The 25,195-nt window shown below is 54.0% G+C and carries 19 protein-coding genes; 2 read left to right on the top strand and 17 right to left on the bottom strand.

The features are described 5' to 3' along the window. Window positions 1-92: 92 nt before the first annotated feature. Complete coding sequence (gene addA / locus KNP80_RS11115) at window positions 93-3,695, bottom strand: helicase-exonuclease AddAB subunit AddA (protein WP_214720260.1); 3,603 nt, start codon at window positions 3,693-3,695, stop codon at window positions 93-95. Next, entirely contained in the window at window positions 3,679-7,119 is a 3,441-nt protein-coding gene (gene addB / locus KNP80_RS11110) for a helicase-exonuclease AddAB subunit AddB (protein WP_214832553.1), read from the bottom strand. The genes addA and addB overlap by 17 nt, the downstream gene beginning before the upstream one ends. Window positions 7,120-7,278: 159 nt before the next feature. Between addB and KNP80_RS11105 the strand changes: the two genes are divergently transcribed. Together KNP80_RS11105 and KNP80_RS11100 are read left to right on the top strand one after the other, a co-directional pair. After that, window positions 7,279-7,659, top strand: a complete 381-nt coding sequence (locus tag KNP80_RS11105; protein WP_021066689.1) for a truncated hemoglobin — start codon at window positions 7,279-7,281, stop codon at window positions 7,657-7,659. A gap of 55 nt (window positions 7,660-7,714) precedes the next feature. Further along, on the top strand, window positions 7,715-8,071 hold the full coding sequence (locus KNP80_RS11100) for a hypothetical protein (RefSeq protein ID WP_021066690.1): 357 nt from the start codon (window positions 7,715-7,717) through the stop codon (window positions 8,069-8,071). 27 nt (window positions 8,072-8,098) lie between these two features. Here the strand turns inward: KNP80_RS11100 and KNP80_RS11095 are convergent, their stop codons facing one another. From KNP80_RS11095 to hemE, 15 genes are all read right to left on the bottom strand, one after another. After that, window positions 8,099-8,509: a hypothetical protein gene (locus KNP80_RS11095; RefSeq protein WP_021066691.1), complete on the bottom strand. Its 411-nt coding sequence runs from the start codon at window positions 8,507-8,509 to the stop codon at window positions 8,099-8,101. A 130-nt stretch (window positions 8,510-8,639) separates the two neighbouring features. Beyond that, a complete protein-coding gene (locus KNP80_RS11090) occupies window positions 8,640-11,693 on the bottom strand; it encodes an efflux RND transporter permease subunit (protein WP_251132377.1) in 3,054 nt (1,017 codons plus the stop codon). 123 nt (window positions 11,694-11,816) lie between these two features. Continuing rightward, window positions 11,817-12,266 (bottom strand): competence protein ComK, encoded by a 450-nt coding sequence (locus tag KNP80_RS11085; RefSeq protein WP_251026131.1) that lies wholly within the window; start codon window positions 12,264-12,266, stop codon window positions 11,817-11,819. A gap of 121 nt (window positions 12,267-12,387) precedes the next feature. Then, a complete protein-coding gene (locus tag KNP80_RS11080; protein ID WP_214720263.1) occupies window positions 12,388-13,767 on the bottom strand; it encodes a sensor histidine kinase in 1,380 nt (459 codons plus the stop codon). Continuing rightward, the gene (locus KNP80_RS11075; RefSeq protein ID WP_214720264.1) at window positions 13,764-14,426 is read right to left on the bottom strand and encodes a response regulator transcription factor; all 663 of its coding nucleotides are present in this window, start codon (window positions 14,424-14,426) and stop codon (window positions 13,764-13,766) included. Before KNP80_RS11075 ends, KNP80_RS11080 begins: the two co-directional genes overlap by 4 nt. Window positions 14,427-14,771: 345 nt before the next feature. Continuing rightward, complete coding sequence (locus KNP80_RS11070; RefSeq protein WP_214832557.1) at window positions 14,772-14,978, bottom strand: cation transporter; 207 nt, start codon at window positions 14,976-14,978, stop codon at window positions 14,772-14,774. Beyond that, window positions 14,975-17,086, bottom strand: coding sequence for a heavy metal translocating P-type ATPase (locus KNP80_RS11065; RefSeq protein ID WP_214720266.1), 2,112 nt, complete (start codon window positions 17,084-17,086; stop codon window positions 14,975-14,977). Before KNP80_RS11065 ends, KNP80_RS11070 begins: the two co-directional genes overlap by 4 nt. Window positions 17,087-17,098: 12 nt before the next feature. After that, window positions 17,099-17,401 (bottom strand): metal-sensitive transcriptional regulator, encoded by a 303-nt coding sequence (locus tag KNP80_RS11060; protein WP_021066698.1) that lies wholly within the window; start codon window positions 17,399-17,401, stop codon window positions 17,099-17,101. A 96-nt stretch (window positions 17,402-17,497) separates the two neighbouring features. Further along, window positions 17,498-19,045 carry a long-chain-fatty-acid--CoA ligase gene (locus KNP80_RS11055; RefSeq protein ID WP_214720267.1) on the bottom strand — a complete coding sequence of 516 codons (1,548 nt, stop codon included), beginning with the start codon at window positions 19,043-19,045 and terminating at the stop codon, window positions 17,498-17,500. A gap of 103 nt (window positions 19,046-19,148) precedes the next feature. Then, on the bottom strand, window positions 19,149-19,622 hold the full coding sequence (locus tag KNP80_RS11050; protein ID WP_131472251.1) for a PTS sugar transporter subunit IIA: 474 nt from the start codon (window positions 19,620-19,622) through the stop codon (window positions 19,149-19,151). 157 nt (window positions 19,623-19,779) lie between these two features. Next, window positions 19,780-20,769, bottom strand: coding sequence for a lipoate--protein ligase (gene lplA / locus KNP80_RS11045; protein ID WP_021066701.1), 990 nt, complete (start codon window positions 20,767-20,769; stop codon window positions 19,780-19,782). 68 nt (window positions 20,770-20,837) lie between these two features. Continuing rightward, window positions 20,838-21,725 (bottom strand): Cof-type HAD-IIB family hydrolase, encoded by an 888-nt coding sequence (locus KNP80_RS11040; protein WP_241764605.1) that lies wholly within the window; start codon window positions 21,723-21,725, stop codon window positions 20,838-20,840. 89 nt (window positions 21,726-21,814) lie between these two features. After that, window positions 21,815-23,200 (bottom strand): protoporphyrinogen oxidase, encoded by a 1,386-nt coding sequence (gene hemG, locus KNP80_RS11035; RefSeq protein ID WP_029595969.1) that lies wholly within the window; start codon window positions 23,198-23,200, stop codon window positions 21,815-21,817. Next, window positions 23,193-24,122 (bottom strand): ferrochelatase, encoded by a 930-nt coding sequence (gene hemH / locus KNP80_RS11030; protein WP_214834755.1) that lies wholly within the window; start codon window positions 24,120-24,122, stop codon window positions 23,193-23,195. The genes hemG and hemH overlap by 8 nt, the downstream gene beginning before the upstream one ends. Then, window positions 24,119-25,168, bottom strand: a complete 1,050-nt coding sequence (gene hemE, locus KNP80_RS11025) for a uroporphyrinogen decarboxylase (protein ID WP_214834754.1) — start codon at window positions 25,166-25,168, stop codon at window positions 24,119-24,121. The genes hemH and hemE overlap by 4 nt, the downstream gene beginning before the upstream one ends. Window positions 25,169-25,195 lie beyond the last annotated feature (27 nt).

Raw genomic sequence — 25,195 nt, 5'->3', positions numbered from 1 at the left:
CATTCCATTATTTTAACGGATTCAGTTCGTAATCACAAAAAATAAGGGTGTACGGTGTATAACCGTACCCCTTTTTCTTCACAACGTCTACATTATAATACAACAATTTCCTGCAATTCGAGCGAATAAATGAGCATCTGCCCGACCGTGATTCCCCAAATCGCCTCAATCGCCTCACGATAAAGCGAGAGTTGGACGTGATAGCGGTCACGTAACATCTGTTTTGCCGCGTCACGGGAGTCGCTCGAGAAAAGCACAGAGTCCGATTTATAATCGAGAAGTACATACGTCTCTCCGTCATAAAACAGACAATCGATAATCCCTTGGATCAGCACGTGCTCGTCGGTGAACGTCCCCGTTGGATTGACTCGCTCGGCCGGGACCGTGTACGTGAATGGTAGCTCACGCCAACCTGTCCCAGTTTGAAGCGCTGCTGTCAACGCGCGTCCCGTTTCCGAGGCAAAGAACGCCTCGATTTCAGGACTCGCAAGCCGTGCCGTTTCGGCCTCGACCGGGCTGAGCATGCTTTCCGCTTCCCAGCGGTCGATTTGGACATCGAGCGGCTCGGACGGGTCGATCAATTGGAAGACGAGATGTAGCGTTGTCCCCCGTTCGGCTCCTGTCTGCGGAGATTGCTTCCATTTTGGTTCTCGATACGGGGTGTCCGTCGCCCGGTACGTCTCTTCGAACGCCGCCTGTTCAAGCTGGAGCGCCCGCTTCAATTCGGTCACCGTTTGTTTGGCCGCTGTCTCCGTCGCAGCCTGTGCCGGATAGGCGTAGGCGAACGCCTTGTGGACGAACTCACTGACGTTCGCTTCGTCTTTCACCGGAAAATCGATCGCCTCGAACTGTTTGACGTGATGGAGCTGCGCCATCATCTCTTGGAGCGTGGCGACTTCTGCCAAATCTTCCTCACCGATGATGCGATACGTCCACGGTGTCGCTTCTTGTTGCGGAGCGATAACCGGCAAGCCCTGTTGTTCTAAGAACGAGGCAGCCCCTTCAAGTTTCAGGAGTGCCGGAGCGACCCAATCGAGATACGTCTTCGCGTCACGACGCGACTCGGCCGATAACGTCGTCCCGGTCTGCTCGACGTGCAGCCACTGCTGAATCTGTTTCCCCGGTTCTTTAATCGTCCCGACCAAAATCAATTTCTCTTTGGCACGGGTGAGGGCGACATACAGGACGCGCATCTCTTCGGCTTTCATCGTGGCATCGAGATCGCGGCGAATCATCTCTTTGACGAACGTCTCCGTCTTCGTCCGGGTGACGACATCGATGGCGTCGAGCGAGATGCCATACCGTTTATGGAAGATGACGCGCTGCATTTGGTCGCGTTTATTGAACTGCTTTCCAAGCTGGGCGACGATCGTGACCGGGAATTCCAGTCCTTTCGACTTATGGACCGTCATGATTCGGACGACGTTCTCTTCTTCGCCGAGCGAACGCGCCTCTGACAAATCCTCACCGTTATCTTGCAGTCGGTCCATCACGCGGAGGAAGCGATACAAACCGCGGTATCCGCTCCGTTCATAGGACAAGGCCCGATCATAGAGCGCCTTCAAGTTTTCTTGGCGTCCTTTCCCACCTGGCAAGCCACCGGCGAAATCGTAGAAGCCGGTGTCGTTGAACACTTGTTGAATCAGCTCCGACAAGCTATGGTTCCGTGCGAACGTGCGCCACGCTGACAACGCGTCGAGCACATCGCCGCACTTCAGACCGAGGTCATCCTCATCGTCCGCTTTCGCTTTGAGCGCCTCGAAGAACGAGTCCTCCGATTCAAGACGAATCTTGGCCAGTTCTTGGTCACTGAAGCCGAACATCGGTGAACGGAGCGCTCCCGCGAGCGGGATGTCTTGAAGCGGATTGTCAATCAGTTTCAACACGGCGAGCATCATGCGAATCTCGGTCGCCTGGAAATAGCCGCCGTCTGAATCGGTATAGGCCGGGATGTTGTACTGTGTCAAAATATCCATCAGCTGTTCGACGCGCTCTTTTTTTGAGCGGACCAAGATGACGATATCGCGATATTCGCACGACCGCAGCAAGCCGGTCGCCTCATCGGTCACTTTGAACGGTTCCTCGCCCGAGACAAGTTCTAAAATCCGGGTCGCGATGGCGCGTCCTTCGAGCTCTTGTTTCGAGAGATCACGACTCTCACCATTGACGAGAATCAGCTCAGGTCTCGCCTCGAGCTCCTCATACGCCCGGCCTGGCACGAGTCGGGCCGCCTCATCGTATTCGATCTCACTTACTTCCTCGTCCATCAACCGGACGAACAAGTCGTTGATGCCATGGAGCACTTCGGCCCGGCTCCTGAAGTTTTGGGACAGGTCGATCCGTTGTCCCGAACCACCTTGTTTGAACCGGGTCGCCTTTTCGATGAACAGACGCGGCTCGGCATGGCGGAACCGATAAATCGATTGTTTGATATCGCCGACCATGAACAAGTTGCCGACGTGTTCGGCTTCGTGGCTGACGAGTCCGATAATCGTTTCTTGGATCTCGTTCGTATCTTGATACTCATCGATCAACACTTCGGCGAAGCGCTGTTTATAGAGCGATGCGACCGAGGACGGTCCGTCCCCGTCGCGCAAAATCGCGAGCGCATAATGTTCAAGGTCGCTGAAATCGACGAAAGCGCGGTCCCGCTTCGCCTGCTCATAGGCAGCACCGAACGTCCGGACGGTCTTGACGAGCGTCTCGACGAGCGGACGTTGCGTCATCAAGACCTCTAAATAGTCCGCTCCGCTCGTGCCGGCCTGTGCGGTCGCTTCGCTCAACTTCTTCTTCGCCTGGTCGTAGGCCGGTTTCAACACCGTGTGGTAGACATGATGTTCCTCTTTCTTTTGGACGGATTTCATCGTCCCGAATTTGACGGCGCGGGAAGCCGTCTCGAGCTCGCTCCACTTGAACGAGTCCGGATCAAGGTTCGCGAACGGCAAAATCGCCTGTTGCACGTTCTCGGATTGCGTCTCATAACCGGCGAGCCGAAGCTCGATGGCGACGCGACGAAGTTGACGCAACGCTTTCTCGATGTCTACCCAAAGCAGGTGACCGAATTCGATCAGCAATTGCTCATCGTCCGGGTCCCCGTCAAATTGATATAACGAGACGAGCTCATCCAGATAGGCTTCCGGGTCAGGCAGTGTTCGCGCATAGTGATAAAGTCCGAGAATCAACTCCTCAATCTCACTGTCCCCGCGGTCGGACGTATAGGCGTCAATCAAGGCGAAGAACGCTTGGTCTTGTTCGCCATAAGCGTCTTCGAGCACGTCTTCGAGCACATCGTCCTGCAAGAGCACCAAATCACGCTCTTCAGCGATTTTGAACGCCGGGTCGAGGTCGAGCAAATAGTAATTCTCTCGAATCACCTCGAGACAGAACGAGTGAATCGTCGTGATGAGTGCTCGGTTGAGCATTTGGCGTTGTTTGCGAATATATGCGTTCTCCGGGTCGTCACGAAGCGCTTGATCGAGCGCTTTGGCGATTCGCCGCTTCATCTCGGCCGCGGCCGCATTCGTGAATGTGACCACGAGCATGCGGTCGGCCGTCAGTTCGTCCGTCTCATCCAAGAGACGGCTCGCAAGTCGTTCCACGAGGACTGCCGTCTTGCCGGAACCGGCTGCCGCCGAGACGAGCACGTGCGATCCTCTGGCATCAATGGCCGCTTGTTGGTCATTCGTCCACTGCATCGACGTCACCTCCTAATCTTGACAAGACGTCATCTTTTTCTAGCTTTTTCAATTGCCGTGCCTCGTTGGACAACGCCTCATCAAAGTGACAGACACTTTGGAACGGGCACGTCTGGCATGGCCGGCGTTCTTTATACTCATACGGTTCGACCCCGATTTCACCGTCATACATCGCCTCGGCGCTCGATTGGGCCAAATCGATGGCATGGTCCATCAACTGTTCGAGTTGCGGTGGCGAGACGACTTTTTTCGTCGTGTTCGCATCGAGCGTCCCGTCTTTCTTGTACTTGACCGGGATGACGATTGATTTTTTCTGGTCGAGTTTCGCCGTCCGGTCCATCATCTCTAAAATGGCCGGATCATCGACGAGCAACCCTTGCATCTGATACGACTCGAGCACCTTGCGTTCGGTGTCGGTATCCGTCTCGGCCGGAGCGACGAGCGGGCGATGGACGTGGAAATAGAGCGCGGCCGCTGGGGCGACGTTCTCTTGCGTCCAGGCGTTCGCCTGCTCAATCAACACTTTCAAATAGATGAGCATCTGCATCGCGAGCCCGTAATAAATCTCGGCGAAGTCGATCTCTCGTTTACTCGACTTGTAATCGACGATCCGAACGTACAATTGGTCGTGAATCGAAGCCGTATCGACCCGGTCAATCCGACCGACGAGTTCGCACGTCGCCCCGTTACTGAGCGTGAACGATACCGGCGGGAAATTGCCGCTGCCGAAAGCGAGCTCAAAGGCGACCGGATCGAACCCGTCTCGTTTCGACTGCTCGATTAACACTTCCGCAGTCTTGCTGACGACGTCGGTCAATTTCTTCTTCAAATAGCCATACCGGTTCGAACTCATCAAAATCGCGTTTTGAATCTCTGGTGTGACGAGCTCGACGGCCGCCTCAGCGAGAGAAGAACATTCCTCCCGGCTCACATCACGCCATTCTTTCCCTTCCATCTGCACGGTCTGCGACATGTGCTCGATGGTGCGATGATACAAGTTGCCGATATCTGGCGCCTCTAAGCGATACAAACGGCGCTCTTTTAAACGAAGGCCGTAACTGGCGAAGTGACGGTACGGACAGGCTTGGAACGTCTCCAGCCGCGAGACGCTCGCCCGAATCGAGTTCGTGTACAGCGACTTGGCGACGTCTTCCGGTAACGGCTTGGGCACGTTTTGATAGAAGAGCGCGCTCGTCAATAACCGGATCCGCTCGCGGCCTTCCGGATGTTTCAACAGCTCGTTATATACCGTGAACCACGTGTCTTGAATCGGGTAGTGGCGACTGAGCCGCTGTAATTCGAGCGCCGTGACCGCTGCCGTCTGATTCACGTTCGTGATGAACGACAACTGGTCGCTCGGGCGATGTTCCCCGGCTTCTGCGAAGTGGGTCGTCACGACCTTGCCACCGCCAAGCCGCGCCTTCAGGTCCGCGATGAAGCTGGCCGGCTGAATCGCCTTGCCGGCGCGGTCGACGAGGGCGTAGCTGACGAACAGCCGATGACTCGGTGCAGTGAGCGCCTTATACAAATAGTACGTCTCATCGTCAAACAAGTGCTCGGTCGCTTTCCCAGCCCGGACGCCGTTCTCGTGCATGAAGTCGAGGTCCTGGTCGGTCAATAGTTTCGACTGGGTCGAGACGAGCGGGATTTGATCTTCGTTCGCTCCGAGCAGGAAGACGACTTTCTTATCAAGCAACCGGCCCCGAACATAATCGGTGACCGTCAATTGATCCAAAGAAGGCGGGACGAGCGCATAGCGCAGACTATCGAGCCCGGTGTCCATCATTTGGAGGAACAGCTCGGTCGAAAGCGTCTCGTCCGGTGCGGCCGCCTCTAGCTGTTCGAGCAAGTGCAACACCGCGTCCCATACTTGCGTATGTTCGCGCGCCTCGAGCAAGCGTGCCTCTTCGAGCGCCTCATCTCGCCAATGGGCAAGACAGGACGCCACGCCGACTCGTTCCAAGAATGCGTAGATGGCATGCGTGTAAGCCTGCATCGTCTTCGCTGCCTTCAAGTCATCCAACAACGGGTCGAACGTGTCGACGACGGTTTGCCGATAGCGATTGAGCGCCGTCTCTACGTCGAGTTCTTCCCCGGTCAACCGTGCCTCTTCCTCGGCACGACGTTTCAAGTACCACGCGTCATGCCAATGGTAATGTTTAATCCCCCGTTCAATCACGAACGCCTCGAGCCGGTCGACCGATGTGCGTCGATGCTCCTCATCGAGCAGAATCAATTCCGTCTTCAGTGCGCGAAACACCGGCTCTTCCCGGTATCCACGGAGTGCGACTTCAATCGTCGCCTTCAGTAATTCGACGACCGGATGATCGAGCATCGGTTTTCGCTCATCGAGGAAGAACGGCAAGTTCATTTTTTGTAGCGCCTGCGTCGCCAAATCGCCGTACGCTTCAAGCGAACGGGACACGAACGCGATATCGCGGTAACGGAAGCCTTCCTCACGAACGAGACGCACGACTTCACGGACGGCGGCCTCGACTTCCACCGACCGGTCGACGGCCGCGTGTAACACGACGTTCGAATCGGGACGGGTATACGGGGCTGCCGTCACTTGCCCAAACGTGGCCTCGAGATAGGCCAAGCTCGGATGTTGGAAGCGAGGCGCACCCGTATGAGGCGTGTCACTCGACGAGATACCCCGTTCGGATAACAGCTCTTTGAAGCGCATGAGCGTACGCTGTGTCGGTCCGAACGACGGATGGGGCCGGTAGAGCGAATCCGGGTCGATCGTCAACAGGACATCGAGCGGCGCCTTCTCCGCCAAAGCGACCAGCACTGCCAGCTCCTGCTCGGAAAATTCATTGAACCCATCGATGTAAAACCGGGTCCCGGTCAAGTCGATGTCCGGTAACAGTTGCAGCAGCACGTTAAAGTAATCTTCGGCGTGCAGCGATTTCCCCGCTGTCATCGTCAAGAAACCTTCATACAGGATGGACAGGTCCTGCAGTTTCAGCGAAAGGTGTTGGTCTTGTTCGCTCAAGCGGAGCAACTGCTCCGGATCGACGAGTCCTCGTTTGAGGAGCGTGATCAACGCATTCAATTCCTCATAGAAACCGAACTGATTCATCGTCCGGCGGAACAAGGTCAAGCGTTCCTCGTTCATCTCGACGACACGGCGCAACAGCAAATGTGTCCCCGTCTGGTCCAAAAACTGTTCGGTCGCGACGCCACGGTCGCGCATCATCAAAAAGGCGAGACGGCGCATCGATAAGACTTGTATCCGGGTCGACCCGTTCAAGCCGTCGGTCATCGCCATCTTCCGTTCCATTTCAAACGACATTTGGTCTGGGACGAGCATATAGATGGTCGGTCCGCTCGGGTCACGCTTCAGCTCTTCGATGACTTGTTTCGTCATCCATTCGCTTTTTCCGCTCCCGGAACGCCCGACGTGAAAAGTGACCGTCATTTAGGCGAACACCCCTTCCCTTTTTTCTTTATTATGACCCATTCCGCGCAGTTTGTAGAGGGAAATCCTTCGAGACCCCAGCAAGAAAATTGACCAGCCCGCATCCTTCCCAATTTCAGCGAAAATCGATTAGACTGGACGTATGAGGGGGAAATGAACATGAGTGCATATGAACAATTCGGCGGCGAGCGTGGAGTCCAACAGCTCGTAGACGCCTTTTATGATCTCGTCTACGCCGACCCGGTCTTGTTGCCGTTGTTTCCGGACGACAAAGAGCGGGTCAAAGCGCATCAATTCGAATTTTTAACACAGTTGCTCGGGGGACCGAAACTGTATACGGAACGTCGTGGTGGCGGTAACTTGGCGATGATCCATCGTGACCACCCCATCTCTGAGACTCATGCCGGACATTGGCTCGGCTGCATGGAGCAAGCGCTCAAAACGGTCGATGCGCCCGAGTCGATCAAACAACAGCTGTTCCATCGCTTGATCATGTCATCCTCGAACGTCGTCCGCGTCTGCTCGCACCATTTTGAGTAGTCAGCCTTTCGAAAAGCGGGTATGATAAGAAAGTAAGTAAAGGAGGTCGTTTTTCATGACAGAAGAAGAAAAGAAAGAGGCCGTTTCGTCTGAAGAAGAAACGGAAGAAGTAGAACCGACGGCAGTCCTCGCCGACGCCCTCGAAGAGGACGAAGAGGAAGAAGACCAACCCGAAGAAAAGAACATGGACCACATTAAAGGTGTGTTCAACTATATGCACGAGAACGGACGAGAGTACCGCGTCGTCTTTTATCAGGACCGCAAAAACCTCGTCTTCCGTGAACTCGGCAACGGGAAAGTCGAATTCGTCGGACGTTTCACTGACGAGGCATACGATGAAGAGAATGAAGCAGAGATGCGCGAACTCGGCGAGCAACAGCTCGAACGGATTCTTGCGGATCGTCTCAAATAAAAAAATCGCCCGAGTTGGGCGATTTTTTTATTTTCCTTTGTTCCGCTTTTTCTTGCGCAGTGCATAAATGACTCCGGCAATCCCACCAGCGACGGCAATCCCGGCCATGGCAGGCACGAGGATTTTCTTCGTCGGAATCATCTCTTTGACCCGCTCGTACGGTGTCGGCACCGACAACTCGAGTTGAACGGCCGACTCACCATGACCGTTGGCCCGCGCTTTGCGTGCCGCATCGGTGATGACGACGCGCCCCGTCGTATAACGGCGATTTCCATGCTCATCCGTATACGGACGACGTACGCGTTTGACACCGCGAACCGTCTTCCCACGGGCTGCATCCGGACGAACGACGCGTTCGCTCGTCCACGCCCGGCCCCCTGTCGCACTGTAAGCCGGGCGAATCGTCCGGCGGTTTAACCATGTGTATGAATCATTCATCTTTGATTCCCTCCAATATTGTGAAGTCCTTCTCTTATTATACCCATAGAGCATCTCACAAAAACATACGTCTCCCGACGTAAACGAACAAAGGATGGCCCACCTCGGGCCATCCTTTGTCGTCATGCAATTACTCTGTGAACGGTTTATCCCGGTGGCGACGTTTCGCCAAAATCAAGTAGTAAGCCGGAACGAGCACGAGCGTCAGTACCGTCGAGAACAGAATCCCTGACACGATACAGATGGCAAGTGGTTTGAAGAGTGGGTCTTGTCCGAACGCGACCGGCAAGAGGGCGACGACGGCGGTCAAGGCCGTCAACAGGATCGGACGAATCCGGGCCCGCCCTGCCTCATAGACAGCGGTCGTGACAGCCATGCCGTCCCGAATCCCTTGCTCGATGAACTCGAACAAGACGACGGCGTTCCGAACGACGATTCCGGCGAGCGAGACAATCCCCATCGAAGCCATGAAGCTAAATGGCGTCTGTGTGATGAACAGTCCGACGACAGCTCCGGCAATCGCCAAGTAAATCGTGAACAGGACGAGCATCGGTAGTGACAATGAATTGAACTGGAACGCGATAATCAAGAAGATTAAGAACAAGACGACGACGAACAACGTGGCGAGTTCAAGGAAGAACTCGTTTTGTGTGTCACTTGCCCCCGATTGATCAAAGGCAATCCCGTCATCGGTCAATGCAGATTCTGCATCGGCGAGCACGCGGTCGACGTCTTGTTTGAACGCTTCCTCGTCCATACCTTCGCTCGCAAAGATTTGGAGCGTCACGGTCCGTTCTCCGTTTTCACGCGGAATCTGTTGAATCTGTTCCGTCGTCGTTTCGGTGACGAACGTGCTGAGCGGTGCGACCGGTGGGCCGGCTTCCGTTTCGACTGGGACGAGAATATCGTCTAAAGCGAGCGCCTCACGGTTTGCTTCCGCATCGACGACAATTTTCACATCGCGCTGTTCGACACCATCATCGAACGTTCCGATCGGAATCCCGTCCGTGACGAGGCGAATCTGGTCACTGATCGCTTTCGCGGTCACGCCAGCGGCCGCCATCGCGTCACGGTCGAGCTCATACGTGAGTGTTTGGAACGGCTCTTTAATGTTATCGAGGACGAGTGCGCCGTCAATCTCTTCGAGGTCTGCTTTCACGGTATCCCGTGCCGCCACGAGCTCGTCGATTGTCTCGCCGCGCATCGTGAACTCGACAGGTGCCGAAGTCGGCGGTCCTTGTTGTTGCGTATCCAAGAAGATTTCAGCGTCCGGGTTGTTTTCCCGGATTTGTGTCGTATACTCATCAATCAATTGAATCGCATCGATTGTCTCGTTATCGACACGGACGACGATTTGGCCGGTGTTGTCACCTGTTTGGTCGAGACCACCCGTGAACAGGCTCGGTAACCCGCTCCCGGCAAAGATGGACGTCTCGGTGACGCCATCGATGCTTTGGAACTCTTCCTCGATGGCTTGAAGTCTCCGTTCCGTCTCTTCCAAGTCGGTCTGGACCGGTAATGTGACGCTCGTCACGACTTCTGGTCGGTTCGCGGCCGGGAAAAATTCGAATGGTGTCAATAGAATCAATCCGTACAAGGCGGTCGTGATGACGAAACCGACGAGTCCGAACGTCCATGGACGCTTCGCAACTTTTGGCAACAACGTGTCCGCATAGAAATTACTGAGACGGTTGAGTGGTTTCCCTAACCAACCCGGCTCTCGTTTCGAGACTTTGACTTGTTTCCGGTTCAACCAGTATTGGGCAATCGGGACGAGAGTCAAACTGATGACCATCGAAGCGAGCACCGATAACGCCAATACGGTCGGCAAGGCGCGGATAAAGTTCCCGTTCGCACCTGACAAGAGGGTCAATGGCAAGAAAGCGAAGACGACGGCGAGCGTCGAAGTGACGATCGAGCCCCACACTTCTTTCGTCCCGCGTACGGCACCTCCCATCGCCGTATCCCCTTTCCGGTAACGACGCAGGATGTTGTCGTTGACGACGATGGCGTCATCGACGAGAATCCCGAGGGCGATGATGGCACCGATGATGGAGATTTGGTTCAAGTCGACCCCCGTGAAGCGAAGCGGGATTAACGCGAGCAAGAACGATAATGGAATCGCCAAGCTGACGATGATGGATCCTGATACCGTCAATCCAATCGTCGTGACGACGATGACGGCAATCATGGCGACGATGAACTCTTTTGTCAACGACGAGAAGATCGCGTCGACCGCTTTGGCCTGCTCGTAATAAGGGACGAGCTCGACGCCAGAGACGTCTCCGACTTCTGCGGCGACGACTTCATCGACGCGTTCTTGCAGCGTCGGGATATCTTGTCCCGACTCGATTGTGACCGTCAAGGAAATGGCGGGCATCCCATCGAGCGAGACGAGGTCGGTGACCGCTTTTTCCGTCTCTTCGACCGTACCGACGTCTTCGAGTAGAACGGGCGTCCCGTCTACCGATCCGACGACGACTTGGCCCATATCATTGACGTTCGTCAAACTGTCGATCGCCAACTGATAGATGCCCTCTTCCGTCGACTGGCGTCCGAGCGGTGTCGTCTTATATTCTTCATTGATGGCCGTCAAAACGTCCGGGAAGGCGAGTTGACGCTCCCCGAGTTCGGCCGAGTCGAGCGAGACGACGAATTCGGTTTCTGGCAATCCTTTGATTGTCACACCGGTCACGCCTTCGGTCCGCAACAATCGTTCCTCCAACCGCTCGACATCTTCTCGAGCCGCTTGCAACGTTTCGCGGTCGTCCGAAGTCAACAAATATGAAGCGACCGGCAATTGTCCGATCGAATCATTGACGGTCGGTGCCAGCGCATTCTCAGGCAAGCGCGGTGCGGCATCCGAGATGGCTTGGCGCACGTTCGCCTGGAGCTCACTTCGGTCGAAGCCGTCTTCATACTCGACTGTGATGTTTGAGAACTCGGATGCGGATAATGATGACACATTCTCGATTCCTTCGAGTCCTCTCAATTCAGTCTCCAAAATATTCGTGACGTTCCGTTCGACCGTCTCTGCGGTCGCGCCTGGATATGGCGTCTGAATCAAGATGATATTGACACTCGTCTCCGGAATTTCACGCTTCGGAAGTTGGAAGAACGTGAGCACCCCGACAACGACTGCGACGAGTAAAAACACGATGACCAGTTTTCCTCGTTCAATCATTTTTTGAAAAAACATGTTGACCCCTCGCTTTCAGATAATGTGCAAATACACATATGAACTATTCTTCTTCATCATAGAGGGGGTTGTCATCGATTTCAATCTTTAAACCTGACTGAATGTGTTTCAGTGAAAGCGTTTCTGGAAGGAGTACGATAATTGGATGGCGCGTTGTTTTTGTTTGTCGACCGTGTGACTGGATACCGGGACATCGACCGTTTCTCCCGAATGGAATAAAATTTTGCTCCCTTTTCCACTTTTATTCGCCTTGTGCACATGTGAAAAATTGATCCAAGCACAGTCCGGGCTTTCTTTGGCGATGGTCGGGAAAAAGATTGTATCTGCGTGCCAATCCATGATGACGGGCGTTTTCCGGTGCGGGCCGAGTACGCCACGGGCCGCTTCAATCCGTCCTTGGATACTTGAACCGTAATATAGACAGGCGGATTCGAGTAAGTGAAGGGGTGAGCCTTTCAAGCGTTGAACCCCATCGGATTGATAGACGAGCGTCTCCGCCTCCCCGTACTCATTAAACACCGGAATCAAAGCTCTTGTTTCATTCGTCAACTTAGTCATCTGATCTGCCTCCATCATGGATGTATTGCCTTACCTCTCATTCATAACAAGGAATCATCGTTTTCACAAATCGAACTCCAATATTTCCCATTAAAAAAATCAGCCAACGAGTGGCTGATTTTTAATTTCGAGAATCTAACTTTAGTTTTTTTATCGAATTCGAGGGCGGAAAGTGAAAATGCACAGCAACTCCGTCACTTGTATTTCCCAATGCGACCGTCCCCTCATGGAGCGTCACAATCCGTTGAACGATGAAGAGACCGAGCCCAAACTTTCCTTGTTTTCCGCGTGAGAATTGATGGAACAAGTCGAGGTTCTCATCGACAGGTGGGCCATCGTTCTCAATCGTGATCTCGACGCCTGCCTCAGTGTGCGACAGACGGATATGAATCCTCGATTCGGCGTAACGCAAGGCGTTATCGAGCACGTTCTCGAACGCGACGCGAATCTGTTCCCCATCACCGAGCATCTCACCGGCATGTCCTTCGACCGTCCAGTCCAAGTTGCCACGCAATTTGAACCGGCTGACGAGCAGCTCCACCAATTTATCGAGATTGATTGGTTCAAGCCGCATCTCTTGGCCTTTGAAATATTCCAGCTTGGTGACGTACAACAAATCGACGACTTTCTTCTCGAGACGCGATGCCTCTTCATCAATGACTTCGGCCGACCCTTTCAAGTCTCCGGTCGGATAGATGCCGTCCCCAATCGATTGGGCGTAACCACGGATGACCATGATTGGCGTCTTCAAGTCGTGGGAGATGTTTTGAAGCAACGCCTGTTGGGCCACGTCCTGCTCTTGCAGCTCTTGCCGCATCGCATCAATCGAGCGGGCCAATTGGCCGAGCTCGTCTTGACGGGCGAGCGGGAGCACCGTCTCCCATTGACGGTTCGAGATTTTTTCGACCGCCCGTTCCATCTCGACAATTGGCTTCGTCAGCTCACGCGACATCCATAAGGCCGGAATCAACGACAGTAAGCTAATGACCCCGATTAAAATCGAGATGCGCCAGTAGAGCGTCGAAACGAGCTCACGGCGATAGGCGTCCCACGCATAAGATGCCTGATAGATGAGCTCCCCGTCGTACTCGTTTTGACGGATGATATAGTAGACATCCTCTCCGTCAATCGTCGTCTGATATTTAGCGACCTCGCTCGTCTGTTCGATCGCCTCTTGATACATCCGGTTCGTCAGTTCGAGCGGGGCCGACCCATAAATGATTCGTCCGTTCGGCAGAAAGATGAGCTGGTTGACCGAACGGGACTCTTGTTGCCGCCGATCATATTCAATCGGATTTTGCGGGATATTTTCCAACTCGTTCGTATTACCCAGGTAATAATCGACATCTTGCAACGTCTCATACACTTGTTCATCGATGAACTGCGTGATCGAGGAACGAATCGTCAATAAAATCATCAAGGCGAGCGTCACGATGATGAGGAGAATCAACACCCAGATTTTCCACATGAGCCGCTTCGGCTGAAGGTGATCGAGCTTCATGGCTTAACGAGTCGATAACCGACGCCATAGAGCGTCTCGAGCTCCAAGCGATGCAATTTCTTCCGCAGGCGCCGCACCAAATCATCGACGACGCGGTCCGAACCGAAATAGTCATGGCCCCAGACACCTTCGAGAATCTGTTCACGCGACAACGCCGAACCCGGATGTTCGAGGAAGAGGAGCAATAAGTCAAACTCTTTCGACGTCAAATCGATTTCATCCTGTTCGTGTCGGATGAGACGTTTCTCGGGATAAATCGTATATTCCCCATACTCGATATGTTCGTTCGATTTTGAGCCGTACACCCGGTCAATCAACTTCTTCACCCGGATGACAAGCTCGCGCGGCAAGAACGGTTTGGCGATGTAATCGTCAGAACCCATCTCGAGCCCGATGATTTTATCGATGTCTTCGTCACGTGCCGAAATAAAAATCGTCGGCGTGAAGGCGTTCGTCGCCTTGATTTGTTTCAACAGTTGGAACCCGTCCAAGTCTGGAAGCATGATATCGAGCACCCATAGGTCCGGCTCGTCCTTGATGGCAGCTTGAGCCGAGATTCCGTCCGTGAACGACCGAACGCGATACCCTTCCTGCTCCAAATATGTGACGAGCATTTTGTTCAAATTGATTTCGTCATCCACTAAATAAACTGTGTACATTCGAGTCACCTCTGCAACGTTTTTACATATCATATCAAACAATTATGGACAAAAGATGGGAATGAGGTCGTTTCTTGGGCGCTGAATGTGCTCGCCACACGTCAACGAATCGACAAAAAAAGAAGGGTCTCCCCTTCCTTACCGTGTCGGCCGAGTACGCATCTGTTGCGCGAGGAATACTGTGCCTCCACTCAGTAAGGCCAGTACGCCGCTAATCATTACGAGTTCCATCTTGCCCCCACCTTCCCCATTGATAGCGATTCTCATTATCACCTATAATATAGCATGTTTTGACTCGCTTGAACATCACAAAAAAAGCTCCCGCCGTCAGGCGAGAGCTTTGAATCATGCGTTGACGTCGTAGCCTTGTTCTTCGATGGCTTCAATCATCGCTCGTTTCGAGATTTTATCGTTATGGATAACATCGACCCGATGGTCCTGGAGCGAAACGATCGCTGATTCGATGCCGTCTAATTCCGTCAGCGCCCCTTCGACCGCTGCTTTGCAATGGTTGCATGTCATACCTTCTACTTTTAAAGTCGTTTCATTCATGTTGATTTTCCTCCTTGTGTTTTCAATCGTAACGCATTCAAGACGACAGAGACCGAACTGAACGCCATCGCTGCCCCGGCAATCCAAGGGGCGAGCAGCCCCGCTGCTGCGACCGGGATGCCCAGACTGTTATAAGCCAGCGCCCAGAACAGGTTTTGCCGAATGTTACGCATCGTCAATGAACTCATCTCGATGGCGCGATTCACGCCCTCGATGTCTTGTCCCATCACGGTGACGTCAGCCGCTTCTAATGCGACATCCGTCCCGCTTCCAAACGCAATGCCGACATCCGCGACGGCGAGAGCCGGTGCATCATTCATGCCGTCCCCGACCATGGCGACACGTCCTTGGCGCTTCAACGCTTCGACGTGATCCGCTTTCTCGACCGGTAGCACCTCGGCGATGACGTTCGTTTCGGGAATCCCGAGTTGACGTGCGATATCGAATGCGACTTCTTTGCGGTCGCCGGTCAAGACGTACACTTGTCTCGTCAAGGCTAGATGTTGCACGACGGCACGGCTCCGCTCTTTCAATTGATCTTGTAGACCGAACGCCGCGACGATTCCAGACTCGTCAGCCACATAGACAGGCGTCATCGCCTGCATGTCCCAGTCCGGTAAGGCGAATCCGGCTTCTTGCATCATGCGGACTGAACCGATACGTAGAGGTTTCCCATCCACGACCGCTTTCAATCCTCGACCGGCCAACTCTTCGACACGTTCGACCTGGCCGCTGCCTTCACCACGACCAATCGCCTCGGCGAGCGGGTGTGTCGACTGGCGTTCGGCCATGATGGCCAACTTCAAGAACGCCGCGTCTCCGAACGTCGCCACCACTTCCGGCGTCCCTTTCGTGAGTGTCCCCGTCTTATCAAAGACAACGATGTCGACACCATTCAACGATTCGAGTTGGCCACCACCTTTAAATAAGACGCCTTGTTCGGCGGCACGGCCTGTCCCGACCATAATCGATGTCGGCGTCGCCAAACCGAGCGCACATGGACAAGCGATGACGAGGACGGCGATCGAGGCCCGAATTGCCATGTCTAAATCGTTGAACCCGAGTGTCCACACCCCGAACGTCAAGGCGCTGATGGCGACGACGATTGGGACGAACACACCCGAAATTCGGTCGGCCTGCCGTTGAATCGGCGCCTTGTCCGTTTGGGCCTGTTCGACGACGCGGACAATTTGAGCGAGCATCGTCTCGCTACCGACACGTTCGGCGACCATCAACACCCGATGTGAACGGTTAATCGTTCCGCCGACGACGTCAGCTCCGACAGTTTTCTCGGATGGAATCGACTCCCCGGTCAGCATCGACTCATCGATGACCGTCTCTCCTTCGACGATTTTCCCATCGACCGGCACTTTCTCACCTGGACGAACGACGATGACGTCACCGGCTTTGACCAAATCGATCGCGACCGAGCGTTCTTCACCGTCTACGAGTAAAATCGCCTCTTTCGCCTGTAACGACAGAAGCGATTTGAGCGCGTCTGTCGTTTTCTCTTTCGCTCGGGCCTCTAACCATTTTCCGAGTAATACGAGCGTGATTAGGACGGCACTCGTCTCAAAATAGAGTGACGGATGCATCGGATGGGCGAGCATCTCGAAGACGGAGTAAAAATAAGCCGCCGACGTCCCTGTTGCCACGAGCACGTCCATATTGGCCGCGCCGCTCTTCAAACTCTTATAAGCACCCTTATAAAACTGGGCCCCAATCCAAAACTGGACCGGCGTGGCGAGCGCGAATTGCCACCACGGGCTCATCAGCCAATCGGCCTGGAACGCCACACCTGGGATGTGCGTAATCATGACGAGCAGAAGCGGTGCCGACAACAGCGCCGAGATGAGCACTTTTCGCTCGAGGGGGCGCAGGTCGTGTTTTGGCGTCAGTTCCGCCTTTCGTTCTGCGCCGTAACCGATTTTTTCGATGCGGGCGATCAGCTCGTCTTCGGTGATGCCGTCGTCGACGCGAATCGTCGCCGTCTCGAGCGGCAAGTTGACGGTCGCTTCGACACCGTCCATTTTATTTAACACTTTCTCGATGCGGGCCGAGCATGCGGCGCATGTCATTCCTTGAATCGACAGTTCGACGGTTTTCATCGGAACACCTCCTTACTTCTTGATGCGGCTGACGATTGTCATCAATTCGTCAATGTACGGGTCCATGTCTTCCGTTTCACTCGCATGGACTAAACATTTACGCATGTGACGTTCGAGCAGTTGCATCTCGACTTGTTTGAGTGCCGCTTGAATGGCTGACGTCTGGGTCAAAATATCGACGCAGTAGCGGTCGCTCTCGACCATCTTTTGAATCCCACGTACTTGTCCTTCGATTCGGCGCAGCCGTTTGCTGAGCGCTTCACGTTCTGCGTCTTCACGCGGAACGATTGGTTGGTCATGCATGAATTCTTCCATGATTATCACCTCACCATCAATATACCCCTACCCGGTAACGGTGTCAAATCTTTTGAACAAAAAAAGGACGACTGATTTCGTCGTCCTTCTCTCCCGTCAATTGCGTTGGAATTGCTCGCTCTTCAAGACGGTCCGTAAAATCTTCCCGGTCGTGTTCCGCGGCAGCTCCTCGATGATTTCGATATGCGTCGGCTGTTTGTACTTCGCCAGTTTCGTCGCCGCGAACGCTCGAATCTCATCGAGCGTCACCTGTTCGTCTCGCGTGACGATGAACGCTTTGACCGCTTCCCCTTGTTCGGCATCCGGTACCCCGATGACGGCTGCTTCGACGATACCCGGATGTTGATAGAGCACTTCTTCGACTTCGCGTGGATAGACGTTATAGCCACCGACGATAACCATGTCCTTCTTCCGGTCGACGATATAAAAGTAACCGTCTTTGTCCCGTTTCGCCAAGTCGCCCGTATAGAGCCATCCATCGCGAAGCGTCATCGACGTTTCTTCCGGTAATTTATAATAGCCTTTCATCACGTTCGGTCCACGGACGATCAGTTCACCAACCTCGTCGACCCCGACCTCTTCGCCGAGTTCGTCGACGACCTTGTTCTCGACGTGGACGATTGACGGACCGATTGACCCGGCTTTCCGCTCGCCGTGGAGCGGATTGAAACACGTGACCGGTGACGCCTCGGACAGACCGTATCCTTCGAGGATCTTACACTCGAACTTTTGCTCGAACGATTCGAGCAACTGTACCGGCAGACTCGCTCCACCGGATACGAAGACGCGGACATGCTTGAGCGCCGAGGCGTATGCTGGAACTTTCATCGCCGTCTGCAACAGGAAGTTGTACATCGTCGGGACACCGGCAAAAATGCTGACGCGATGTTTTGGGACGAGGTCGAACACGTCCTGCGGTGAGAATTTTGGCAAGATGACAATCGTCGCCCCGCGCAGGAGCGGTGCGTTGACGATGACCGTCAAACAGAAGACGTGGAACATCGGTAAGGCGGCGAGCGCTTTGTCTTCCGGCGTGATCTCCAAATACTCCCCGATCGAATGGGCGTTCGAGAACAAGTTGAGATGTGTCAACAAGGCGCCTTTCGGTTTCCCGGTCGTCCCGCTCGTATACAGGATGACAGCGACCTCGCCCTCATCGACTTCGACCACTTCAGCTTTCGTCGTCGCGAACGCCTCGCTGAACGGTAAGAACTCGATGTCCCCATCCCGCTTCAACGCCGGTACGTCTGCATACGGGACCGAGATGACGAGTCGGAGTTGCGGTAAGTTCGTGAGTGCGGCTTCCGCTTGCGCGACGAGCGGCGACAACGCGACAATCGCCTTTACGTCGCCATCGAGCAAGATGTAGGCCATCTCATCCGGTGTGTATGTAGGGTTGATCGGAATGACGACCCCACCTCGGGCGAGCACCGCGAAATACGAAATCAAGAACGCGGGGCTGTTGCCGAGGACGAGCGCGACGTGGTCGCCTTGACCGATGCCTTTTTGCTCGAGCGTCGCCGCCATCGCCTCGACTTGTCCATAGAACTGTCCGTAGCTGACCGTGTCTTCCCCAAACACGTAGGCCGCCTTGTTCGGATGCGCGGCCACCACGCCTTGTAGTGCCGTGACTAAGTTTGCCATGATAATCCCCCTTTGAAAATGAATGACTATTCACTTTTGAGCCGTAAAAAAGAGCACGGCAGCCGCGCTCTTTTTCAGTTATCTTCATTGTACATGAAACGCCTCAATAAGAAAACGCTTTCAAGTCCATCGTCTGCAAATGATACAATCCGGTCCGGCTCTGTACGTGCACGAGCGCCTGTAACGTCTCATCGTCCATGAGCAAGTCGTCCATCAACTTATGGAGCGCCGACTGTTTCGCTTCCGTCGTCGCCGTGATGAAGAAAATCGCTTCGGCCCGAATACTCTCTCCCGCAATCGTCTGCATCGCAAACGGTTGATTGAGATGCAACAAGGTGATGCCGTCTTGTTTTGCGACGTGAAGCGGTACATCGACGACAGCGACCGGTACGGCGACATCGGTAACGCCCGACGGGATCGTCCGCTCTTGCTCCGTCACGACGCGCGCGAACGTGTCATTGACGATACCTCGACCTTCGAGTTCAAGTCCAATCGCTTGGACGGCGAGATCAAATGTCGGTTGCTCCGTCACCCACATCAAATTCGTGTCCATCCATTCAGTGATAAATCGATACATATCGTTTCCTCCCATTGGTTGACTCCATCTCACGAAAGCGCTTGCACTGATTATGATACGCCTCGCCGGAACGACACGCAACGGTCCAGACAACCTGTCACGAAAACGCCAAAAAGAAAGACCTCTGTAGGGAGGCCCTTCTGCATGAAAACCCGCTTCAGCTAATGAGATCGACGAGTTCTTCGAGCTCGACGTTGCCGAAGTAATGTTTGACGTCAAGCTGTGACAATTGTTCCCGAATCGCGCCGCGTTCGAACCGCGTTCCGACGAGGGCTTGTTCGACGTCATGGATATCCCCGACACCGAAGAAGTCCCCATAGATTTTCGCTTCCGTGATTGTACCCTTGTTGACGTTCAAGCGGACGTCGATCGTACCAATCGGGAATCGACGTTTCGACTCGACATCAAACTTCGGCGATTTCCCGAAGTTCCAGTCCCAGTTCGCATAGCGCTCTTTCGAGATATCCTGAACGATTTCCCAGTCCTCATCGCGAAGCACGTAACGTTCTGGTTCCTGTCCGTCATAAATCGAATGGAGTAGCGCCTCGACAAAGTGCTCCATCGCCATCTCTTCTTCTAAGAACTCCGTGATGTTGGCGACACGGCTACGGACCGACTTGATGCCTTTTGAACGCATCTTCTCTTCCGAGACGTTGAGCGAGTTGACGACTTCCTCGATGTTCGAGTTGAACATGAGTGTTCCGTGGCTGAACATACGGCCGCGCGTCGTGAACTGGGCGTTCCCGCTGATTTTCCGTTCGCCGACTTGGATATCGTTACGTCCCGTCAACTCTGCCTCGACGCCGAGTTGCTTCAAGGCGTCGACAATCGGTTGCGTGAACTTCTTATAGTTGTTGAACGAGTTGCCGTCATCTTTTGTGATGAAGCTGAAGTTCAAGTTGCCCTCATCATGATAGACAGCACCGCCGCCTGACAAACGACGGACGACGTCAATCCCGTTCTCTTCGATATACTTCAAGTTAACTTCTTCTGATGTGTTCTGGTTCTTGCCGATGATGATCGACGGGCCGTTAATATAGAACAAGAAATAATCCTCATGCTCGACGTTCAAATGTTTGAGGATATACTCCTCGACCGCCAAGTTGAGTTTCGGGTCCCGGATATCCGGGTTGAAAATAAATTTCACAGTAGGTTCCTCCTAAGGATAATCGTTAATTGTATTATACGAGACGGCGGCCCGGCGCTACAACTTGTTTACTTCCATTCCCCGTTCATGACGCGCTTCAATGCGTTCGCGACGCCGTATTCGTCATGACGCTCTGTGACGTGGTGGCTAATGGCAATCAAGTCTTCGTGACTATTGCCCATCGCGATCGCTTTACCGGCCACCTCAAACATCGGGACATCGTTCAAGTTGTCCCCGATGACGACGACTTCCGATAAATCGACGCCGAAATGCTCGGCCAATTTTTTGACGCCGTGCCCTTTATCAGCCCCGTTCGCCATGACTTCGATATTGTCATTGCCTGAAGACGTGACGTAAACGCCTTCCACGCGCTCATCGATTTCCGTCCATAGTGAGGACATCTTCTCGAAATGACTCGAAAAGGCGATGAATTTATAGACGCGTCCGGCCTCATTCTTGATGAAATCCTCGATGTCTTCGACGAGACGGACGTCCTCGTTGACGTAATAACGTTTTTGGAAGAACTCATACATCTCGAGCGACCGCTCATCGCCGTTCTGCTTCAAGTTCTCCATCGTCGCATCGATCAAATCGAGTCGGCTCGCGACGAGGCCCGCCTCTGAATACATTTCATAGAAGACGTCCGAATATTTGTGGTCTTGATGCAACACCGACACGACCTCGAGCGCCTCTTCTGTCGTCAAATCGATTTCATGTAGCACTTCACCCGTTTCCGTCAGCACGCGACCGCCGTTCGAAGAGACGATCGGGCACGTGAGGCCCACCTCGTCGAGAATCTCTTTCGCGTTGAAGTAATTGCGTCCCGTCGCAATCGCAAAGCGAATCCCTTGTGCTTCTGCCGCACGGACGATTTCTGCCGTCTCAGGTGCAATTTTCGTGTGGTTGTGCAGAATCGTGCCATCCATATCGGATACGAACAATTTGTACGTTGTCATCAACATCCACTCCTCTTTTTCTGTTTCGCTTATAACTATAACAAAAAGAGAGGCCATCGGAATAATCCGACACCTCCCTTCATGAATCTTTAACCTTCTTCTGCGAGCGCTTTGATTTGTTCATGGACGCTCTTGATGCAGTCTGGCATGCCGATTCCGTCATAGGCGATGCCTGCGAGCAAGATCCCTGGATAGACGCGGCCCATCTCGGCGCGCAACGCGCGGACCCGATCGGAATGGAAGACGGCGTAAGGTGGCAACCCGTCCCGAAGCCGGCTGACGACCGTCTCGAGTGGCGCTGCTTTAATCGTCATCAAGCCTCCAAGGTCACGTAACGCCGTCGCGACAATCTCCTCATCTGACGCATCGACGATCTCATCGGCGCCCGGACGTCCGAGAAAGACGCGCAGGACGTGATACCCTTCCGGCACGGCATGCGGCCATTTTTGGTCGATGAACGTGCACGCCGTAATCGTCACATCCGCCTCTTGGCTCGTGACGAAGCCCGTCCCGACGAACGGCAACTCGATATCGTCTTCTTTGAATACGAGCGAACACGTCGCCGTCGCGTGCGGTTTCATATCCGCGAGAAAATTACTGTCGACTTTCGGTAAGAACTGTCGGATGAGCCGAGGCGGGACCGTCAAGATGAGGTGGTCGGACTCGATATCGCCTCGATTCGTCAGCAGGCGATAGCCGCCTTCAATCTCCTCGACTTGTTCGACCGAACAGTTCAAGATGATCTCGGTGCGCTCTAGTCGCTCGGCAAGACGATCAGTGAGCGACTTCAAGCCTCGCTTGAGTGAAGCGAACTGTCCAACTTTCTTGGCGCCGACTTCCGCGACCCGTTGTTCAGGACGCAAGTGTCGCATCCCTTCATACAAGTTCCCATGTTTCTTCTCGCCTTCGATAAACTGAGGGAACGTCGACAAAGCGCTCATCTGATCGATGTCTCCCGCGTAAATCCCGGAAAGAAGCGGTTCGATCAGCCGGTCGACGATCGGGTCCCCGACACGTTCACGCAAGTACAAACCAAGGGAGACGTCCGTTTCCGGTGCTTCGACGTCCGGTGGCGATAAGAGCATCGCCCGGAGCGCGGCATGTTCTTCGTCCGATAAGAGTGTCGTGTCCTTGAACGCATCGACGTCGAGCGGGATGCCCATGACCGTCTGTTTCGGAATCGGATGCAGCCCGTCATGATGGAGCACGTACGCTTGCCCGACCCCGTTCCGGACGATTTCATCGCCGAGACCGACGTCATGAATCAAGTCCGTCATCGCTGTCTTGCGGAACACGTACGAGTCGGGACCTCGTTCGACCGCAAATTCCCCCGTTTCAAACGTATCGATTTTCCCGCCTAACCGTCCGCTCGTCTCGACGAGCTTGATCGTGACGTCGTTCGGTAAATAACGCTCGGCATAAAAAGCGGCGGTGAGACCTGTGATCCCACCACCGACAATCGTTACATTACGCATGATGTACAATCACGCTTTCCATGCGATCGGCGATGGCTTCAATGAAGCTCCGCTCCGCGTTTGGCATGTTAGGACGCGCGTAGTGAACGCCGAGGCGGTCACAGACGACTTTACATTCCACGTCGTTATCGAAGAGCACCTCGAGGTGATCCGCGACAAATCCGACCGGCGTGTAAACGAACGCTTCATAGCCATGCTTTTCATAAAGTTCAGCCGTCAAATCTTGGACGTCCGGCCCGATCCACGGGTCAGGCGTGTTGCCTTCCGACTGCCAACCGACCTCATAGTTCGGTACGCCCGCCGCTTGAGCGATTTTGTCAGCCGTCTCTTTCAATTGATCCGGATACGGGTCGCCACCTGCCAAAATCTTCTCTGGGAGACTGTGCGCAGAAACGATCAAGCAAGCCTTCTCGGCCGGCACCGGCAAGTTCGCGAACGTCGTTTTGATGGCTTCCGCCCACCAATTGATGAATTTCGGCTCATCGTACCACGATTCGACCGAACGGATCTCGATGCCGTATTTCGCGGCTTCTTCATGCGCCCGTCCGTTGTACGACTTGACGCTGTATGACGAGTAGTGCGGGGCCAATACGACCGAGACCGCTTCTTTGATGCCGTCGTTCGCCATTTGCGCGACCGCGTCTTCTACGAACGGTTCGATGTGCTTAAGCCCGATATAGAGCTTGAAGTCGATTTCGCCCACGTGGTGCTCGTTCAAGATGTCACGGAGCGTCTCCGCTTGATCGATCGTGATTTTCGCGAGCGGCGACACGCCACCGATGGCCTCATAGCGCTCCGTCAAGTCTTGGAGTGCTTCCGGTGAAGGCTTGCGACCATAACGAATGTGCGTATAGTAGCGCTCGATATCTTCAGGTTTGTACGGTGTCCCATAAGCCATTACGAGTAATCCGACGGTTTTCATAATGTTTTGCCTCCCATTTTTTCACGTGAGTAGTCATGGATAAATGCTGTCAATTTGACGAGCACAGACGGATCGACTTCCGGGAACACCCCATGTCCCAAGTTGAAGACGTATCCAGGTTGTTTCATCCCCTCATCGAGGATTTCTTTCACTTTCGCTTCGATGATCGGCCACGGAGCTAGCAAGAATGACGGGTCAAGGTTACCTTGGACCGCTTTCGTGATACCGCGGTCGCGCGCTTCTTGAATCGACAGGCGCCAGTCGAGTCCGACGACGTCGAGCGGCTGGTCTTGCCACTCTTCGACGAGATGGCTCGCTCCGACACCGTGCATGATGAGCGGGATGTCGAGCTTGCGCAACTCGGTGAAGATCCGTTCTGTCGTTGGTTTGATATAACGAACATAATCTTTGCGGCTGAGCGTCCCGACCCATGAGTCGAACAACTGGAACGCTTGAATGCCGGCCTCCGCCTGCGCCGTCGCATACGTGATGACCATGTCGCCAAGCTTCTCCATAAGTGCGTTCCATACGTCCGGCTCTGCGTACATGAGCGCTTTCGTCCGATGGTAACTCTTCGATGGACCGCCTTCAATCATATAACTCGCGAGTGTGAACGGTGCACCCGAGAACCCGATGAGCGGTACTTCCAAACGTTCCCGAAGCAAACGAATCGTCTCGAACACGTACGAGATGTCGTCCGTGTTGAGCGGTTTTAAGCGTTCCACGTCTTCCATCGTCCGGTACGGGTTATCAATGACCGGACCGATGCCGCTCTTGATTTCCACATCCACGCCCATCGACGGAAGTGGCGTCATAATATCTTTATACAGAATGGCCGCGTCGACTCCTAGTTGTTTTACCGGGAGCTCTGTCACGTAGGCACACAATTCGGCATCATGAGTGATTTCGAATAATGTCCTCGTTTTTTTGATCTCACGATATTCTGGTTGGTAGCGTCCGGCTTGGCGCATGTACCAAACGGGCACATAGTCTGTCGCCTCTCCTTTAAACGCCTTCAAAATAGTATCGTTCATACGTCGCGTCATTCCCCTCTATAATTCTCCTACACTCTT

This window comes from Exiguobacterium sp. E4787, from assembly GCF_018618375.1.
Classification (GTDB): Bacteria; Bacillota; Bacilli; order Exiguobacteriales; family Exiguobacteriaceae; genus Exiguobacterium; species Exiguobacterium chiriqhucha.
Note: the sequence above shows the minus strand (reverse complement) of the source record. Positions and strands in the feature narration are given on the sequence as shown.

Bases quoted from the DNA above. Each gene is read 5' to 3' on its own strand.
- hemE (WP_214834754.1), bottom strand. From the start codon at position 25,168: ATGACGCGACGTATGAACGATACTATTTTGAAGGCGTTTAAAGGAGAG.
- KNP80_RS11105 (WP_021066689.1), top strand. From the start codon at position 7,279: ATGAGTGCATATGAACAATTCGGCGGCGAGCGTGGAGTCCAACAGCTC.
- addA (WP_214720260.1), bottom strand. From the start codon at position 3,695: ATGCAGTGGACGAATGACCAACAAGCGGCCATTGATGCCAGAGGATCG.
- hemG (WP_029595969.1), bottom strand. From the start codon at position 23,200: ATGCGTAATGTAACGATTGTCGGTGGTGGGATCACAGGTCTCACCGCC.
- KNP80_RS11060 (WP_021066698.1), bottom strand. From the start codon at position 17,401: ATGGAAGAATTCATGCATGACCAACCAATCGTTCCGCGTGAAGACGCA.
- KNP80_RS11065 (WP_214720266.1), bottom strand. From the start codon at position 17,086: ATGAAAACCGTCGAACTGTCGATTCAAGGAATGACATGCGCCGCATGC.
- KNP80_RS11095 (WP_021066691.1), bottom strand. From the start codon at position 8,509: ATGAATGATTCATACACATGGTTAAACCGCCGGACGATTCGCCCGGCT.
- KNP80_RS11100 (WP_021066690.1), top strand. From the start codon at position 7,715: ATGACAGAAGAAGAAAAGAAAGAGGCCGTTTCGTCTGAAGAAGAAACG.
- KNP80_RS11085 (WP_251026131.1), bottom strand. From the start codon at position 12,266: ATGACTAAGTTGACGAATGAAACAAGAGCTTTGATTCCGGTGTTTAAT.
- hemH (WP_214834755.1), bottom strand. From the start codon at position 24,122: ATGAAAACCGTCGGATTACTCGTAATGGCTTATGGGACACCGTACAAA.
- KNP80_RS11090 (WP_251132377.1), bottom strand. From the start codon at position 11,693: ATGATTGAACGAGGAAAACTGGTCATCGTGTTTTTACTCGTCGCAGTC.
- KNP80_RS11040 (WP_241764605.1), bottom strand. From the start codon at position 21,725: ATGACAACGTACAAATTGTTCGTATCCGATATGGATGGCACGATTCTG.
- KNP80_RS11075 (WP_214720264.1), bottom strand. From the start codon at position 14,426: ATGTACACAGTTTATTTAGTGGATGACGAAATCAATTTGAACAAAATG.
- KNP80_RS11050 (WP_131472251.1), bottom strand. From the start codon at position 19,622: ATGTATCGATTTATCACTGAATGGATGGACACGAATTTGATGTGGGTG.
- addB (WP_214832553.1), bottom strand. From the start codon at position 7,119: ATGACGGTCACTTTTCACGTCGGGCGTTCCGGGAGCGGAAAAAGCGAA.
- KNP80_RS11070 (WP_214832557.1), bottom strand. From the start codon at position 14,978: ATGAATGAAACGACTTTAAAAGTAGAAGGTATGACATGCAACCATTGC.
- KNP80_RS11080 (WP_214720263.1), bottom strand. From the start codon at position 13,767: ATGAAGCTCGATCACCTTCAGCCGAAGCGGCTCATGTGGAAAATCTGG.
- KNP80_RS11055 (WP_214720267.1), bottom strand. From the start codon at position 19,045: ATGGCAAACTTAGTCACGGCACTACAAGGCGTGGTGGCCGCGCATCCG.